Source organism: Streptomyces sp. cf386, from assembly GCF_900103585.1.
Classification (GTDB): domain Bacteria; phylum Actinomycetota; class Actinomycetes; order Streptomycetales; family Streptomycetaceae; genus Streptomyces.
Genome location: NZ_FNHV01000005.1, coordinates 525,452 through 540,222, shown reverse-complemented (window position 1 = coordinate 540,222; position 14,771 = coordinate 525,452). Strand labels below are relative to the sequence as shown.

Here is a 14,771-nt window from a genome sequence, read left to right as displayed (position 1 = left end):
TCCGTAACAGAGGGGGTGGGGCGGTCAGCGGTTGTAGGCGGGCATCGGACCGCGCAGGCGGGCGCCCACCTCGTCGCAGGCGGCCAGCACGTCGGCGGACAGCGCTCCCGCGGCAGCGGCGGCGATGTTGGCCTTGAGGTGGTCGACCTTCGAACCGCCGAGCAGCAGCGCGTCGGTGGAGGGACGGGACAGCAGCCAGCGCAGGGCGAGGGCGGTCAGAGGCAGGCCCGCGTCGGAGGCGATGCGGGTGAGGTCGGTGACGGCGCGGAACAGGTCCTCGTTCCAGTACCGCTCGCGGTACATCGCGGCCAGCTTGGAATCACCGAAACGGCCGCTGTCCGGGGCCTGCTCGAAGGTGTGGCGGCCGGTGAGCAGGCCGCCGCCGAGCGGGTTGTAGACCATCGTGCGCAGGCCGGTGACGGCGGCGTACTCGACGTACTCCTCCTCGATGCGCCGCGCGAGCAGGTTGTGCAGCTGCTGGGCGATCACCGGTCGGGGCGCGCCGGCCTCGTCGGCCACGCGGCCGAGCTCGGCGATCTGCCAGGCGGCGAAGTTGGAGACACCGAGAGCGAGGACCTTGCCCTCCCGCACGAACTCGGCGACGGTCGCCAGGGTCTCGGCCGTCGGCGTCGCGCGGTCCGGCTGGTGCAGATAGAAGAGGTCGACGTGGTCGGTCCCGAGACGCTTCAGGCTGCCGTCGAGCGCGGCGCGCAGGCCCTCGGGGGAGAGCGGCGCGTGGTCGCCCTGGTCGGGGTGCGGGATGCCGGCCTTGGTGGCGAGCACGATCCGGTCCCGGCGCCCGGGCAGCAGCTCGGCGAGGATGCGCTCGCTCTCGCCGCCCGCGTAGCCGTTGGCGGTGTCCACGCCGGTGATGCCCGCGTCGAGCGCTGCGTCCAGCATCGACGCGGCCGTCGTACGGTCCACGGTGTCGCCGAAGGTCATCGTGCCGAGGACGAGACGGGACAGCGGGACGGGGACGTGCGGGATATCGATGCCGACGGTCACGGCGTTTCCTTCCGGGGCGGGTGATGCGAGCGGTGCCAGTGGTGCGAGCGGCGCCAGCGATGCGATGTCGTGTGCGATGTGCGCATCTCCGGTGGTGCCGGACGGCGGGCCGGACGCCTGATGTGCGTCGCTGGTGCGCATGGTGCGCCGCATGCGCAGGTGGCGTCGCCGTCCACGGGTGACAGGCGTCGGCGCCATGAGGAACGCTCGCATGGCTGCGCGAAACGCGCAAGTGGTCTCGCGTGAATCGCGCAATGTGTGTCATCATCCGAGCGGGGTCGCCCATGCCGGGCGCTCTCAAGGAGGTTCGATCCTGTGGCTTCGCCGCCCCCACTCTTGTGCGTAAGCACTTCCGCGTACGTGCCCGAGCCATCCGGGTCGTCCCGGGTGCCGGCCGTTCTCGCGCTCGCAGACGACCTGTCGGGCGCCGCCGAGGTCGCCTGCGCGCTCGGCGGGGCGGTCCGCCTGTCGCTCACCGCCCGAGCGGTGGCCGATGGTGCGGCGGTCCCCCGCGACCTCGTCGTGGACCTGGACACGCGCCACCTGCTGCCCGACGAGGCGGCGGATGCCGTACGCGCGGCACTGGGTGCGGCGCGGGGCGGCCCGGCCCGGCTGCTCTTCAAGAAGGTGGACTCGCAGCTGCGCGGCAACCTCGCCGCGGAGACCGCCGCCTACGCCGAGGGCGCAGACGCCGTGGTCATCGCACCCGCGCTGCCCGCGGCCCGGCGCACGGTGGTTGGGGGTGTCGTGCACCTGGACGGCGTTCCCCTGCACGGCACGGACGGCTGGCGCGCCGAGGGGGCCACCGCCCCGCGCTCGATCCCCGAGGCGTTGACGGGTATGGCGGTGCGAACCGTCCCCCTCGACGTCGTCCGGTCCGAACGAGGCGCCCTCGACGCCGAGTTCCGACGGATCGCCGCAGCCGGAGCGCACCCGGCGCCGGACGCCGAGACCGACGCCGACCTGGCGGCCATCGCCGCCGCCACGCTGCGACTGGGTCCCCGCTTCCGGCTCCTCGGCAGTGGCGGCTTGGCAGCCGCACTCGGGCGCGCGCTCGCGCGGACCTCCGCCTCCGACGCCCATGCGCTGCCCCCGCCCGCCCCGAAAACCGCCCCGCTGCTCTTCGTCATCGGGACCGCGGAGCCCGTCGCGGTTGCGCAGATCGCGCAACTCACCGCGCTCGGCGCGCACCATGTGACCGTGGATCCGGACGAGTTGGCGGCGGGCACGGCACGACTGCCCGCCGACATCGGGACCGCTCCGACCGTGCTCTCCATCGACGGTTCGGCGGGCCTGCGTCCCCGCACCGGCCGTGTCCTCAGCGCGGCGCTGGCCGCGCTCGCCGTCCAGCATCCCGGCCGCCCCGACCTCGTCCTGACCGGCGGCGAGACGGCGCGAGCCACCCTGGACGCCCTGGCCATACGGGAGTTGGTGCCCCTCGGCGAGATCCACCACGGCGCCGTCCACTCCCGTACCCCCGACGGCCGCAGCGTCGTCACCCGCCCCGGCAGCTTCGGCGCCGAGGACTCCCTGCACCGTATCGCCACCGCACTACGGCCCGAACTGCTCGCCCCGGCGGCACATGCCTGATCCAGCCGTGCCCGACCGACCACCACACCTCACCGCCCGCTACCGGCCCCCTGCCAAGGAGTTGCTCCCATGACCACCCCGCTGCCCCTCATCGCCGTCACCATGGGCGACGGCGCCGGTATCGGTCCCGAGGTCGTCGTCGCGGCCCTGCTCGACGACGCCGTACTGACCCGCTGCCGCCCCGTCGTCATCGGCGACGCGCGGCGCCTGCGCGAAGCCGCCCGGATTCGCGGCCTTCAGGAATGCGAGATCGCGGTCGTCGAGCACCTGCGTGACGCCGAGTTCACGCCCGGGCGCGTCAACGTCGTCGACCTCGCCCTGCTCCCCGCCGACCTGCCCTGGGGCAAGCTGTCGCCCGTCGCGGGAAACGCCGCGTACGAGTTCATCAAGCTCGCCGCCGAACTCGCCGTCGCCGGTGAGGTGCACGGCATCTGCACCGCGCCCCTCAACAAGGAGGCCCTGCACGCGGCGGGCCACATGTACCCGGGCCACACCGAACTCCTCGCCCACCTCACCGGCACCGACGAGGTCTCGATGATGCTGTCGACGGAGAAGGTCAAGGTCATCCACGTCACCACCCACATCGGTCTGATCGACGCCGTGAACCGCATCGAACCGGGCCTCGTCGAGCGCACCGTCCGCCGAGGCCACGAGGCGATGGTCCGGGCCGGCACCCCGAACCCCGTCATCGGCGTCTGCGGCATCAACCCGCACGCGGGCGAGAACGGCCTGTTCGGCTATGGCGAGGAGGAGGAGAAGATCGTCCCCGCCCTGGAGAAGCTGCGGGCCGCGGGCGTCGACGCGCGCGGCCCGCTCCCCGCCGACACGGCCTTCTTCCTCGCCGCGCGGGGCGACTACGACCTGATCGTGGCGATGTACCACGACCAGGGCCACGGCCCGGTCAAGGTTCTCGGCATCGAGGCGGGCGTCAACCTCACCGTCGGACTGCCCGTGATCCGCACCTCCGTCGACCACGGCACCGCCTTCGACATCGCGGGAAGCGGCCGGGCGGAGGCCGGTAGCATGGTCGAGGCACTGCGCCAGGCGGCCGAGATGGCCACCGCGCCGGTTGCCCCGGTGGCCTGAACCGCCGTCCCCTGCACCGCCGTTACCGCCGTACCGTAGAGGACCGAGCAGATGCCGCCGACCACATCCCGGGCACGACGCGACCGCATCGTGCACCTGGCCACCACCACCGGCCTCGCCAGTGTCGAGGAGCTCTCCCGGCTCTTCGACGTCACGCCCTCCACCATCCGCCGCGACCTCGCGCAGCTCACCGCGCAGGGCCGCCTCGCCCGCACCTACGGCGGAGCGATGGCGCTGACCGCGCACCCCGAGGCCTCACTGCGCCAGCGCACGGGAGAGGCGTACGAGGAGAAGCGGGCCATCGCGCAGTGGGCGGCGCGGCAGGTCGAATCGGGGGAGACGCTGCTGCTCGACGCGGGTACGACGGTGGGCGCGTTGGCACACGAGCTGTGCTCCGCGAAGGAGTTGACGATCGCGACGACGGGTCTGACGGCGCTGCACGCCCTGTCGGGCGCGGAAGGCGTGCACGTCGAGTGCCTGGGCGGCACGCTGCGCCCGCTCAGCGAGGGCTTCGTCGGTCCGCTGACCGAGGCCGCGCTGGAGCGGATGTCCTTCGACCGGGTCTTCCTCGGCGCCGACGGTGTCACGGTCGACCGCGGCATCTGCGAGGCGGACCTGCGCCAGACCCGCCTCAAGGAACTGATGTGCCGCCGTGCCGACCACGTCTATGTGCTGGCCCACGGCGCGAAGTTGGGGCGCGCGCCGTTCCACGCCTGGGCGACGCTCCCGGGGGAGTGGACCCTGGTCACGGACGCGACGGCGCCCGCCGCGCAGGTCGAAGCCTTCGAGGCGCGGGGCGTACGGGTGGAGATCGCGCCTCCGGCGGGGGCGTGAGGCGGGCCCGGCCGTGTCCGGGGGAGCGGGACGGCCGGACGTTGTGAAGTGCCGTACGGGGAGCGCCTGTTCATGACCGGGGTCGCGCCCCGTGGCCGTCCCCGCCGGGTGGCGGTGGTGCGGTGCTGTCGCGCAGGACGAGGCGGGTCGGGACGAGTGTGGTGCCGTGTCCCGTCGGTTCCTGTGCGGGTCGGCGGATCTTGCTGAGGACCCCTTCGACGCAGAGCCGTCCCACTTCGGCGAAGTCCTGGTGGATGGTGGTGAGGGGAGGCAGGAAGGACGCGGCTTCGGCGATGTCGTCGAAGCCGACGACGCTGATGTCCTCGGGTACTCTCCGGCCGCGTTCGTGCAGGGCGCGCAGCAGTCCCAGGGCCATCTGGTCGTTGGCGGCGAACACGGCCGTGCAGTCCTGCTGGCCGGCGATCCGCAGACCGGCCCGGTAGCCGGACTCGGCCGACCAGTCGCCGCGCACGAGGGGCGGTGGGAGCCGGCCCGCCTCGGTGAGGGTGGTGTGCCACGCGTTGGCGCGGCGCTGGGCGGCGAAGGAGTCCTCGGGCCCGGCCAGGTGCCACACCGTGTCGTGGCCGAGGTCCAGCAGATGCCGTACGGCGTCGCGGGCGCCGCCCACCTGGTCGGTGTCGACCACGGTGTAGCGGTCACCGGCGTCCGAGTCGGCCACCACGACCTGGACGCCGGGCGGCAGTGAGACGGTCGCCGCGTCGAGCAGATGGATCTCCATGATGACGATGACGGCGTCCACCGCGAGTTCGCCCAGGCGCGAGAAGGCCCCGTTCACCTCGTCCTGGGTCGGCACGGCGACGGGCAGGAGCGTGACGGCGTAGCCCTGCTGGGCGGCGGACGTGGCGATCGCCTCGAGGGTGCGGATGTTGCCCATGGTGGAGAGGGAGAAGGTGATCACGCCGAGGGTGCGGAACTCTCCGCGTTTGAGCGCCCGCGCGGCGCTGTTGGGCCGGTAGCCCAGCTCCCGCATGGCGGCCAGGACCTGTTGGCGGGTCTCGTCGGTGACGCCGGGGAAGCCGTTGGAGACTCGGGAGACCGTCTGCGAGGAGACGCCGGCGACGCGGGCGACGTCGGCCATCGAGGCGCCCTGCCGGGGGCGGGTCGAGCGCCGTCTCGTACGGCCTTCCGACCTGCGCGTTCCCGCCGGTGTGCGGCCACCGTCGTCCGTCGTGTCCATCCCGGCCCCCAAGCCACGCAACTTTCTGTCCCGGACGACTCCTTGACCGCCGAGATTCGCACAGTGTAGACATCGCGCCAGTGGATGTTTACGTAAACATTAGCTAGTCGAAACCATACGAGAACGCATCGAATCGCACCAGACCGCCCCGTGCGGACCCCGATCTCTGCAGCCCGCTGGGACGCGCGGCACGCAGAAGAGCTGGAGTACTCGAGATGGCACACCGCACCCGCAAGAGAAGGCTCCTGGGGGCCATCGGCGTCACCGCCCTGGCGACCGGAACCCTCCTGGCCGCCACCACGCTGCCCCTCGCACACGCCGACCCGGCCGCGGCCGCCGCCGCGGTCACCGTCCGGCCCGACCCCTCCTACCAGCAGGAGAAGTTCGAGGGCTGGGGCACCAGCCTGGTCTGGTTCGCCAACGCCACCGGCGACTACCCGCCCGCGATACGCGAGAAGCTGGCCAAGCTCCTCTTCGGGGACGACGGCCTCGCCCTGAACATCGCCCGCTACAACATCGGCGGCGGCAACGCCCCCGACGTCAAGGACTACCTGCGGGCCGGCGGAGCGGTCGAGGGCTGGTGGAAGGCCCCGGCGGGCACCACCCGCGAGGACGTCGACTGGTGGGACGCCGACGACTCCGCCGACTGGAACAGGAACGCGGACAAAACGCAGCGCTGGTGGGTCGACCGCATCAAGAAGGACATCACCCACTGGGAGACGTTCAGCAACTCGCCGCCGTGGTTCATGACCGAGAGCGGCTACGTCTCCGGCAACTTCGACGCGGGCAAGGACCAGCTCAAGACGGAGTCCGTCGACGACTTCGCCAAGTACCTGGTGGGGGCCACCGAGCGCTTGGAGAAGGCGCACGGCATCAAGGTCGACACCCTGGACCCCTTCAACGAGCCGAACACCAACTACTGGGGCACCAAGCTCGGCGCGGACGGCGAGCCCGTCGGCGGCCGGCAGGAGGGCGCCCACATCGGCCCCGAGCTCCAGCAGAAGGTGCTCCGCGCGCTGGGCCCGGTGCTGAGCGAGTCCAAGAGCGACGCGGAGATCTCCGCCATGGACGAGACCAACCCCGGCACCTTCGCCACCAACTGGAACTCCTACCCGCAGGAGGTGCGCGACCTCGTCGGCCAGATGAACGTCCACACCTACGGCACCGGCCAGCGCACCACCGTGCGCGACCTGGCCAAGGCCGCGGACAAGCCGCTGTGGATGAGCGAGGTCGAGGGCGACTGGGGCGACGGGCAGAGCTTCACGGACATGCGGCCGGGCCTGGGCCTCGCCCAGCGCATCGTCGACGACCTGCGGGAACTGGAGCCCAAGGCCTGGGTGTTCTGGCAGCCCGTCGAGGACTACGACAACATGAAGCCCGGCGGCGAGTCCGCCAAGGGCGGCAACTGGGGCTCGATCCAGCTCTCCTTCAGCTGCACCTCGAAGGACACCCTCGAAAGCTGCCCGATCTACACCAACACCAAGTTCGACACCGCCCGCAACTTCACCCACTACATCAAGCCCGGCGACCGGCTGATCAAGACGAACGACACCTCCAGCACGGCTGCGCTCTCCCGCAAGGGCGACGCCGCGACCGTCGTCCACGTCAACAGCACCACCGAGGCCCGCGACGTCACCCTCGACCTCTCGAATTTCGGGCGAGTCTCGTCCCACGCCACCGTCACCCCGGTGGTGACCAGCGCCGACGGCAAGCTGGAGCGGCAGCAGCCGGTCCGGGTCACCGGCAAGCAGGCCACGGTCACCGTGCCCGCCCAGTCCGTGACGTCCTTCCTCGTCAAGGGCGTGACCGGCGTGGCGAAGGACGCGGCCGAGCTCCAGAAGGGCCACACCTACCGGCTGACCGGCGTCCAGAGCGGCAAGGACCTCACGATCGCCGACAACGGCACCGGCCTCGTCATCAAGAGCGCCGACGCCGCGGACCCGAGCGGTCAACAGTGGAGGCTGGAGCAGACCAGCCGGGGCAACGACAACCGGAAGCGCTACGTCTTCACCGAGGCGACCCAGGACAAGCGGCTCGCCGTCCGTGACGGCAAGCTGGTGGCCGAGCCCGATGAGGGCAGTCGCGACAACGCCGCCCAGTGGATCATGTCCACCACCGGCGACGGCACCTGGACCCTCGTCAACGCCGCCACCGGCCAGCTCCCGGACGTCGGCGGCCAGTCCACGAACGAAGGTGCCGCGGTCGGCGTGTGGCAGCCCAACTCCGGCGCCAACCAGCGCTGGAAGGTGACCGACGTGACGGCCGGCACCGCGTCCGACGACGGCTCGTAAGCCGGGAAGCGCCGCCGCGCCGGCGGCAGCGCGTCACGAAACCTTGCCTACGACGTCACCGTCCCGGCCCCGCAGAAGTCGCGGCCGGGACGGTGACGTCGTGTTGCCGGTTCTCCCGGAGGGAGGGGGAGGATGGGGCAATGGCATGGCTGAGGGAACGCGAGAGGCAGACGGTCGGCCTCGTGGCCGCGGCGAGTGCGGCGCTGGTGCTGGCCGGGTGCGGCCCGGGCGGCTCCGACGACGGGGGCTCGGGGGACCGTGAGGCGAAGTACAAGCGTGTCATCGAGGATCCGCACCCTCGCCCCGCCGACGTCATCGAGGCGGCCGGCGCACCCACCGGCGTGGCACGCGCGGACGACGGCTCGCTGCTCCTGACGTACGAGGCCGGCAACGTCGAGGACGACGAGGGGCCGGCCGCCATGGCCTGGCGCATCGTCGGCCCGGACGGCCGTACGGTCGCCGAGCACGCGGAACACACGGACGCGGAGGCCGTGCAGGCCGCGTTCAAGGGGGTGCGCGGGGGCTTCGTACGGGTGCCGCAGGGGGAGGGTGCCGAGGGAACGTACGCCCTCGACCTGCACGGCAAGCGGCAGAGGGTCGTCATCGCCGAGACCCCCTTGCGCACCCGCCCCGGCGACAGGCTGCTCGCCGAACTGGAGCCGACCCTCGTCCACCGCCCCGCCACGCGAGCCGTGGCGCCCCCGGCCGGAGTGCCGGACGGCGCCGTCCGTCTCGCCGTGGACGAGCGGGGCACGGTGTGGAGCCTGGACCAGTCCCTGACCGAAGACCCCGACCGCGTCGTATGGCAGCGCGACGGTCGCACCCTTGGTTCCACCACCGTCCCGAAGCCGTATACGGGCGGCATCCTCGCTGCGCGAGCCGGCACCGCCGCGCTGTCCCTCGTCCTGGGCGAGGGCGAGGGCGTGCGCGGCGTGTTGGTGACGACGGACAGCGCAGAGCACTGGCAGACGGTCCTCGCCGGCGGCATCCCCTGGCGGGACCTGCAGCGTGGCCCGGAGGCGCTGGTCCTGGACCTGCTTGCGGACGGGCGCCTGCTCGTCGGTGAGGAAGGCGGCCGCTACTGGCTCGCGGACGACCGCACCAACAGCGCCTTCCACGAGCTGAAGACACCGGCGAGGTTCACGTCGTTCACCGTCCACGGCACGACGCTCTACGGCATCGCGGACGCGACGACGGCAACGTACGACCTGGTGGAGGGCGAAGGGCTGTGGATCTCTCGCGACGGGGGCCGTGAGTGGCGGCGCTTCGCGCAGCGCGGATAGCGGCGGAACGCGTGCGTATCTGCCGATCCAGCTGCGGCGAAGGCTGTCGGTGCCGGCAACTATGCTCCCGCCCATGAGCGAGGACGACAGAGGCGCCGGCAGACGAGTTGTCGACGGGCGCTTCGAGTTGGAGGCCCGCCTCGGCGGGGGCGGGATGGGGACGGTCTGGCGGGCCAGGGACCTGGCGTTGCACAGGCTCGTGGCCGTCAAGGAGGTCCGGCCGCCCGACCGGGACCTCGCCGAATACGATCCCGACGGCGCGCGCATGCTGCGCGAGCGGGTGCTGCGTGAAGCCAGGGCGCTGGCCCGCATCGACCATCCGAACGTGGTCACCATCCACCACATAGTCGACGGCGGCGACGGCACCTACCCCTGGCTCGTCATGGAGTTGGTCAGCGGCGGATCGCTGGCCGACCGGCTGGCACAGGGCCCGATGGCGGCGGTCGAGGCGGCGCGGATCGGGCGGGGGGTGCTGGCCGCGCTGACCGCCGCACACGACGCCGGTATCCAGCACCGGGACGTCAAGCCGGCCAATGTGCTGCTGCGGCCCGACGGGCGCCCCGTCCTCACCGACTTCGGCATCGCCGCGATCCGTGAGACGACCGGACTCACGGCCACCGGCTCCATCATCGGAACGCCCGACTTCATGGCACCGGAGCGCATAGCGGGGAACGAGGGCGGCTCCGCCTCCGACCTGTGGTCGCTGGCGATGATGCTGTACGCCGCGGTGGAGGGCCACCACCCCCTGCGCCGGGGCAGCACCCTGGCGACCCTCGCCGCGGTGCTCAACGACGACGTCGCGCCGCCGGTGCGCGCCGGTGCCCTCGGCGACGTTCTGATGAGCGTGCTCGTGCGGGACCCGTCGGCACGGCCGTCGGCCTCGGTACTGGACCTGAGGCTGGCCGAGATCGAGTCGGGGCCGGCCGCTGGGGCCGTACGTGACGAGCCCACCTCGTATCCGCTGACCCCGCCGCCTTCCGTCACCTTCGCCGGGTTCGGCCCGCCGCCGGGACAGCCCCTTCCAGGGCAGATTCCGCCCCAACCGGTGACCGTGCCCGGGGGAGCGGCAGGCCGACCTCGCCCGCGCCGCGCTGTCCTGCTGAGCGTGACGGGAGTCTCGCTGGCCGGCGCCCTGGCCTGGTGGCTGCTGCCGTTGGGAGCCGACGCACGCGACTCCGCCGCGGGTGGCTTGCCCACCCCCTCGGCCACCTCGACCCCGAAGGCGACCGCCTCACCGACCGATGCCGCCCCCGCAGCCCAGCAGTCGAAGGACCCCGAGGTCGGCGACATGCTGACCCCGGAGGGCATCCGCACCGCGATCAAGGCATTCGAGGAGGAGACCGGCAGGGACAGGTTCGGTGACTTCTCGGTCTACCCGGACTTCGTGTCGGCCCAGCTCATGGTCGACGGCAGTGACACCAAATACGACTCCTACACCTACCGTCCGGGCCAGGGCGTGGAGAAGGGCATCATCAAAGGCACCCTCTCCGGCGGCGAACAGCCCGTCAGCCTCGACGACTTCAACTGGGACAAGGTTCCCGCGCTCCTGGAGGAGGCGCGGAAGAAGCTCAACGTCCCGGATCCGGAGAACCGTTACCTGCTGGTGAAACAGCCCAACGACGTCTTCGACACCCCGGCCGGAATCGCCGTCTACCTGAGCGACGAGTACAACCAGTCCGGCTACCTGGAGGCCGACACCGACGGCAAGGTGACCCGCGTGTCGCCCGCGGCGGACTGACGGCTCACACCGCGCCCTCGCGTGTGTTGCTCACAGCCAGGTCCCATAACCTCGTGCATGGAGACGTCAGATACGACGTGTATCCACTTCGAGGAGGCGCTGGTGTTCGCAAGGGGCACGCGGTTGTTCGCGGGCGCTGTGATCGTGGCCTGCATGGTGCTCGTCGGCCCCAGTGCACCAAGCAGTGCCCTCTTCGGCAGGTCACAGCCCGTCGAAGCCGTCAAGGATGTCGTACCGAACCGGGTCATGACGTGGAACATCTGCAACCCCTGCGAGGTGAGCAACGTCGACCGGGCGGCGGAGATCGCCACGTATGCGCCCCAGGTCATAGGCATGCAAGAAGCGTGCGTGCGTGATGTCGAGATGATCCGGGACTATCTGGAGAACCTTCACGGGCTGGTCTACCACGTCGAGTACGGGACGGTTCTCCGGAGTTGGGGCCGCTGCGGGGGAGTGCCGTGGAGTCCGGGGGCCTTCGGCCAGGCGATTCTCTCGGCGGCACCGATGACAGACCGCGTCAACGTGGAGTACCCCGACGGCGGATCCGAGGACCGTGGGTACATGGCGGTCACCACCAGGGTGGGGGACCGGTCCGTCCGGGTCTTCAACACCCACCTCGCCCATCGACGTCAGGAGGAGTTCCGGGCAGAGCAGGTCCGTGTACTCGCCGCCGAGGTCGCCCGGCACGACCGCGCCATCGTTCTCGGCGACTTCAATGCCGTGCCGGACGCTCCCGAACTCGCCCCGATGTGGGAACTGGCCGCGGATGCGGCTCCGCAGTGTCATCCCTCGCAGTCCGGCACCTGCGAGCCGACCACCGACTGGCAGAGCAAGTTCGACTACGTCTTCGTACGAGGCTTCGTCCCGCGCGAGCACGGTGTGCATCCCAGCGCGTACTCGGACCACCACCTGGTGCACACCGACCTCGATCCGGCTTGATCGAGCACCCTGGCCGTGCCGTTCGCCTCGCGAGATGTCCAGGGGCCCCTTAGAGTCGCGGGCACGCCGCAGCTCAAGCGATTGAGGAGTGCTCATGTCAGGACAGTTTGAAGCGACGGTAGAGATCGATCGAAGTGTCGAGTCGGTGTTCGACTACCTCGCCGACGGACGCAACGATCCGCAGTTCAGCCCCCGCGTACTCAGGATCGAGCGGATTCCCGATACCCCGACCGCCGTGGGTACGGTCTTCCGCAGCACGGTCAAGGACGCCGGGATGAAGACGGCCAGGGAGTTCCGCATCACGGACCTCGAAGCCCCGGTGAGGATCCGGTGGGCCGAGATCTCGAAGAACAGCGTCACGGCCAGTGAAGGCGGCTACGACCTGGAGCCGCTGGCCGACGGCAGGACGCGAGTCCACATCTTCAACGTCCTGGAAGGCCACGGCCTCGGCAAGCTCCTCGTCGGCCTGGCGCTCGCCGCCGCCCGCAAGGACGCCGACAGCTTCGGCGCCCGGATCAAGGCGGCAGCCGAGGCGGCGATCCAAGCGCGCTGACGTCCCTCGATCAGGCCTGCGTGTCTAGTCTGTCCGGCGGTGACCGCGAGTACGGCTACCGAGGTCCCACGTCGCGGCAGTGACACCCCGTTCCCGCAGTACCGCCTTGCGTACCTTCCCGGTCTCGGTGAGCGGCAGGGACCCGACCGCCTCCACGTACCGCGGTACCGCGAACGCAGGGAGCTCGTGCGCGCAGTGCCGGGCCAGGTCCGCCGGATCCAGGGCGGTGCCGGGCCGAGCCACGACGGCGACCATGACCTCGTCCTCCGCCAGTTCGGAGGGCACCGGGAAGACCGCGGCCTCGGCCACCGCAGGATGGGTCCGCAGCACCGACTCGACCTCGTAGGAGGAGATGTTCTCGCCGCGCCGCCGGATGACGTCCTTGATGCGGTCCACGAAGCGGAACCAGCCGTCCGGCTCGCGGACGACGCGATCACCGGTCCGGCGCCAGGAGCCCGGCGCCGGCTCGGGGTCGCCCAGGTAGCCCGTGGCGAAGGCATGGTCCTGGTGGCTGCGCACGAGGAGTTCGCCGGGCGTCCCGTCGGGCACGGGGGCCAGGGTCTCGTCGACCACCTGCGCGGAGAAGCCCTTGCGTACGGTGCCCATGTAGCCGGGCCGGCATCGCTCGGGCGTGGCGCCGATGACGAGATTGGTCTCCGTCGAGCCGAAGCCGTCGACCAGGGTGACGCCGAACCGCTCGCGGAAGGGCTCCCACAGGGGCGCCGGGGTGGCCGGGGCGAGGCCGCGCCGGGCCCGGTGAGCCCGGTCCCGCGGGCCGGGCGGCTGTGCCAGCAGCATCGGCACCATCGCGCCGAGCAGATAGACCACCGTGGCCCCGACCTCGGCCGCCTGCTCCCAGTGCCGCGAGGCGGAGAAACGCCCGCCGACCACACAGCTCGCACCCACCGTCATGGCCTGCGCCAGGGCGTTCAGGGCATTGGTGTGGAACAGCGGGAGGCAGGTGAACAGCACGTCGTCGCGGGTGAGGCGCAGCGCGTCCGCCACGTTGCGGCCCCACCAGGCGAACTGGGCCTGGGGGCAGCGGACACCCCGCGGCCCGCCCGTCGTACCCGAGGTGAAGAGCACGACGGCGGTGTCCCGCGGACGGACCGGGGCGGGTGGGAGCGGGACGACGGAGCCGGGCCGGGGGACGTCCGCATCACCCACCTGCCAGACGGCACCCCGATGTCCTGCTGCTACCGCGTGAGCCGTCAACTCCCGCTCCGTATAAAGGAAGTGGGGCCGCGCCGCGTCCAGCGCCTGCCGCAGCGAACGGCCGCGCAGCCCCGTGTTCAACGGCACCGCGACCGCGCCGAGCCAGGCGCAGCCGAGCACCAGGTCGACGAGCTCGATCCGGTTGGACAGCAGGGCCGCGACCCGGTCGCCCGGTCGGCAGCCGCGCTCCGCGAGGGCCCCGGCCATGGTGGCCGCCGCCTCACGGGTCTCCGCGTACGTGCGCGCCGTGTCGCCCATCCGCAGGAAGACCTGGTCCCCGAACCTCTCCGCCGCTGCCTCGACCAGGCCCGGCACGGTCATGCCGTTCACTTCAGGACACCCGCCGTGTGCAGACTCCGCAGGCGCTCCGCAGACAGCCCCGCCACCTCGCGCAGCACCTCGTCGGTGTCGGCGCCGAGCACGGGAGCGGGCCTGCGGATCGAGCCGGGCGTGCCCGTGAGGCGGATCGGCAGGCCCTCGTGCAGGAAGGCACCCGCGACCGGGTGTTCCTTTCGGACGTAGAAGCCGCGCGCCCTCAACTGCGGGTCGTGCTCGACCAGTTCGCGGCCGTCCTGGACCGCGCCGGCCGGGATCCCCCGCGCCTGGAGCAGCTCGGCTGCCAGGTCGGCGGGCAGGGTGCGCGCCCAGTCGCTCAGTGCGCCGTCCACCAGGGCCCCCTCGCGTCTGCGCCCGTCCGCCGTCGACAGCCGTTCGTCGGTGGCGAGTTCGGGTCGGCCGAGGACCTCGCACAACGCCCTCCACTCGGCGTCGGAGCGCACGCCGAGCGCCAGCCAGCGGTCCGTGCCGAGGCACCGGTACACCCCCTGAGGGCTCCAGCGCGGGTGCGCGTTGCCGATCGGCGACCGGGAGGCGGTGAGGAGACTCGTGCCCATGTGGGCGGAGATCGCCTCCAGTTGGGACAGGTCGATGTGCTGCCCGCGCCCGGTCTCCTCGCGGTGTTCCAGCGCGGCGACCGTGGCCAGCGCGGCCTGCAGTCCCGCGACGATGTCGCCGTGGCCGTAGATCACGCCCACCACGT

12 protein-coding genes are annotated in these 14,771 nt (G+C 71.7%); 8 read left to right on the top strand and 4 right to left on the bottom strand.

All coding sequences use genetic code 11. The annotated features are described in order from the left end of the window. Positions 1 to 24: 24 nt before the first annotated feature. Positions 25 to 1,005, bottom strand: coding sequence for an aldo/keto reductase (locus BLU79_RS16235; RefSeq protein ID WP_256333330.1), 981 nt, complete (start codon positions 1,003 to 1,005; stop codon positions 25 to 27). Positions 1,006 to 1,365: 360 nt separating this feature from the next. On the opposite strand from BLU79_RS16235, the gene BLU79_RS48610 reads away from it, so the two are divergent. From BLU79_RS48610 to BLU79_RS16225, 3 genes are all read left to right on the top strand, one after another. Further along, a complete protein-coding gene (locus tag BLU79_RS48610) occupies positions 1,366 to 2,595 on the top strand; it encodes a four-carbon acid sugar kinase family protein (protein ID WP_218137776.1) in 1,230 nt (409 codons plus the stop codon). Positions 2,596 to 2,664: 69 nt separating this feature from the next. Continuing rightward, positions 2,665 to 3,681, top strand: coding sequence for a 4-hydroxythreonine-4-phosphate dehydrogenase PdxA (pdxA, locus tag BLU79_RS48605; protein WP_218137775.1), 1,017 nt, complete (start codon positions 2,665 to 2,667; stop codon positions 3,679 to 3,681). A gap of 51 nt (positions 3,682 to 3,732) precedes the next feature. Then, complete coding sequence (locus tag BLU79_RS16225) at positions 3,733 to 4,515, top strand: DeoR/GlpR family DNA-binding transcription regulator (protein WP_093906449.1); 783 nt, start codon at positions 3,733 to 3,735, stop codon at positions 4,513 to 4,515. 70 nt (positions 4,516 to 4,585) lie between these two features. On the opposite strand, the gene BLU79_RS16220 is transcribed toward BLU79_RS16225, so the two are convergent. Then, positions 4,586 to 5,614 carry a LacI family DNA-binding transcriptional regulator gene (locus BLU79_RS16220; protein WP_093906448.1) on the bottom strand — a complete coding sequence of 343 codons (1,029 nt, stop codon included), beginning with the start codon at positions 5,612 to 5,614 and terminating at the stop codon, positions 4,586 to 4,588. Between the two features lie 314 nt (positions 5,615 to 5,928). Here BLU79_RS16220 and BLU79_RS16215 point away from each other — a divergent pair, with 314 nt between their 5' ends. From BLU79_RS16215 to BLU79_RS16195, 5 genes are all read left to right on the top strand, one after another. Then, entirely contained in the window at positions 5,929 to 8,004 is a 2,076-nt protein-coding gene (locus tag BLU79_RS16215; RefSeq protein ID WP_093906447.1) for a glycoside hydrolase, read from the top strand. A 140-nt stretch (positions 8,005 to 8,144) separates the two neighbouring features. Next, a complete protein-coding gene (locus BLU79_RS16210) occupies positions 8,145 to 9,287 on the top strand; it encodes a hypothetical protein (protein WP_093906446.1) in 1,143 nt (380 codons plus the stop codon). Positions 9,288 to 9,360: 73 nt separating this feature from the next. After that, positions 9,361 to 11,025 carry a serine/threonine-protein kinase gene (locus tag BLU79_RS16205; RefSeq protein WP_093906445.1) on the top strand — a complete coding sequence of 555 codons (1,665 nt, stop codon included), beginning with the start codon at positions 9,361 to 9,363 and terminating at the stop codon, positions 11,023 to 11,025. 57 nt (positions 11,026 to 11,082) lie between these two features. Further along, a complete protein-coding gene (locus BLU79_RS16200; RefSeq protein ID WP_093906444.1) occupies positions 11,083 to 11,964 on the top strand; it encodes an endonuclease/exonuclease/phosphatase family protein in 882 nt (293 codons plus the stop codon). A 94-nt stretch (positions 11,965 to 12,058) separates the two neighbouring features. Beyond that, positions 12,059 to 12,517, top strand: a complete 459-nt coding sequence (locus tag BLU79_RS16195) for an SRPBCC family protein (RefSeq protein WP_093906443.1) — start codon at positions 12,059 to 12,061, stop codon at positions 12,515 to 12,517. 24 nt (positions 12,518 to 12,541) lie between these two features. Here the strand turns inward: BLU79_RS16195 and BLU79_RS16190 are convergent, their stop codons facing one another. Together BLU79_RS16190 and BLU79_RS16185 are read right to left on the bottom strand one after the other, a co-directional pair. Then, positions 12,542 to 14,053: an AMP-binding protein gene (locus tag BLU79_RS16190; RefSeq protein WP_093906499.1), complete on the bottom strand. Its 1,512-nt coding sequence runs from the start codon at positions 14,051 to 14,053 to the stop codon at positions 12,542 to 12,544. A 5-nt stretch (positions 14,054 to 14,058) separates the two neighbouring features. Continuing rightward, positions 14,059 to 14,766: a CaiB/BaiF CoA transferase family protein gene (locus tag BLU79_RS16185; RefSeq protein WP_256333343.1), complete on the bottom strand. Its 708-nt coding sequence runs from the start codon at positions 14,764 to 14,766 to the stop codon at positions 14,059 to 14,061. Between the last annotated feature and the right edge of the window lie 5 nt (positions 14,767 to 14,771).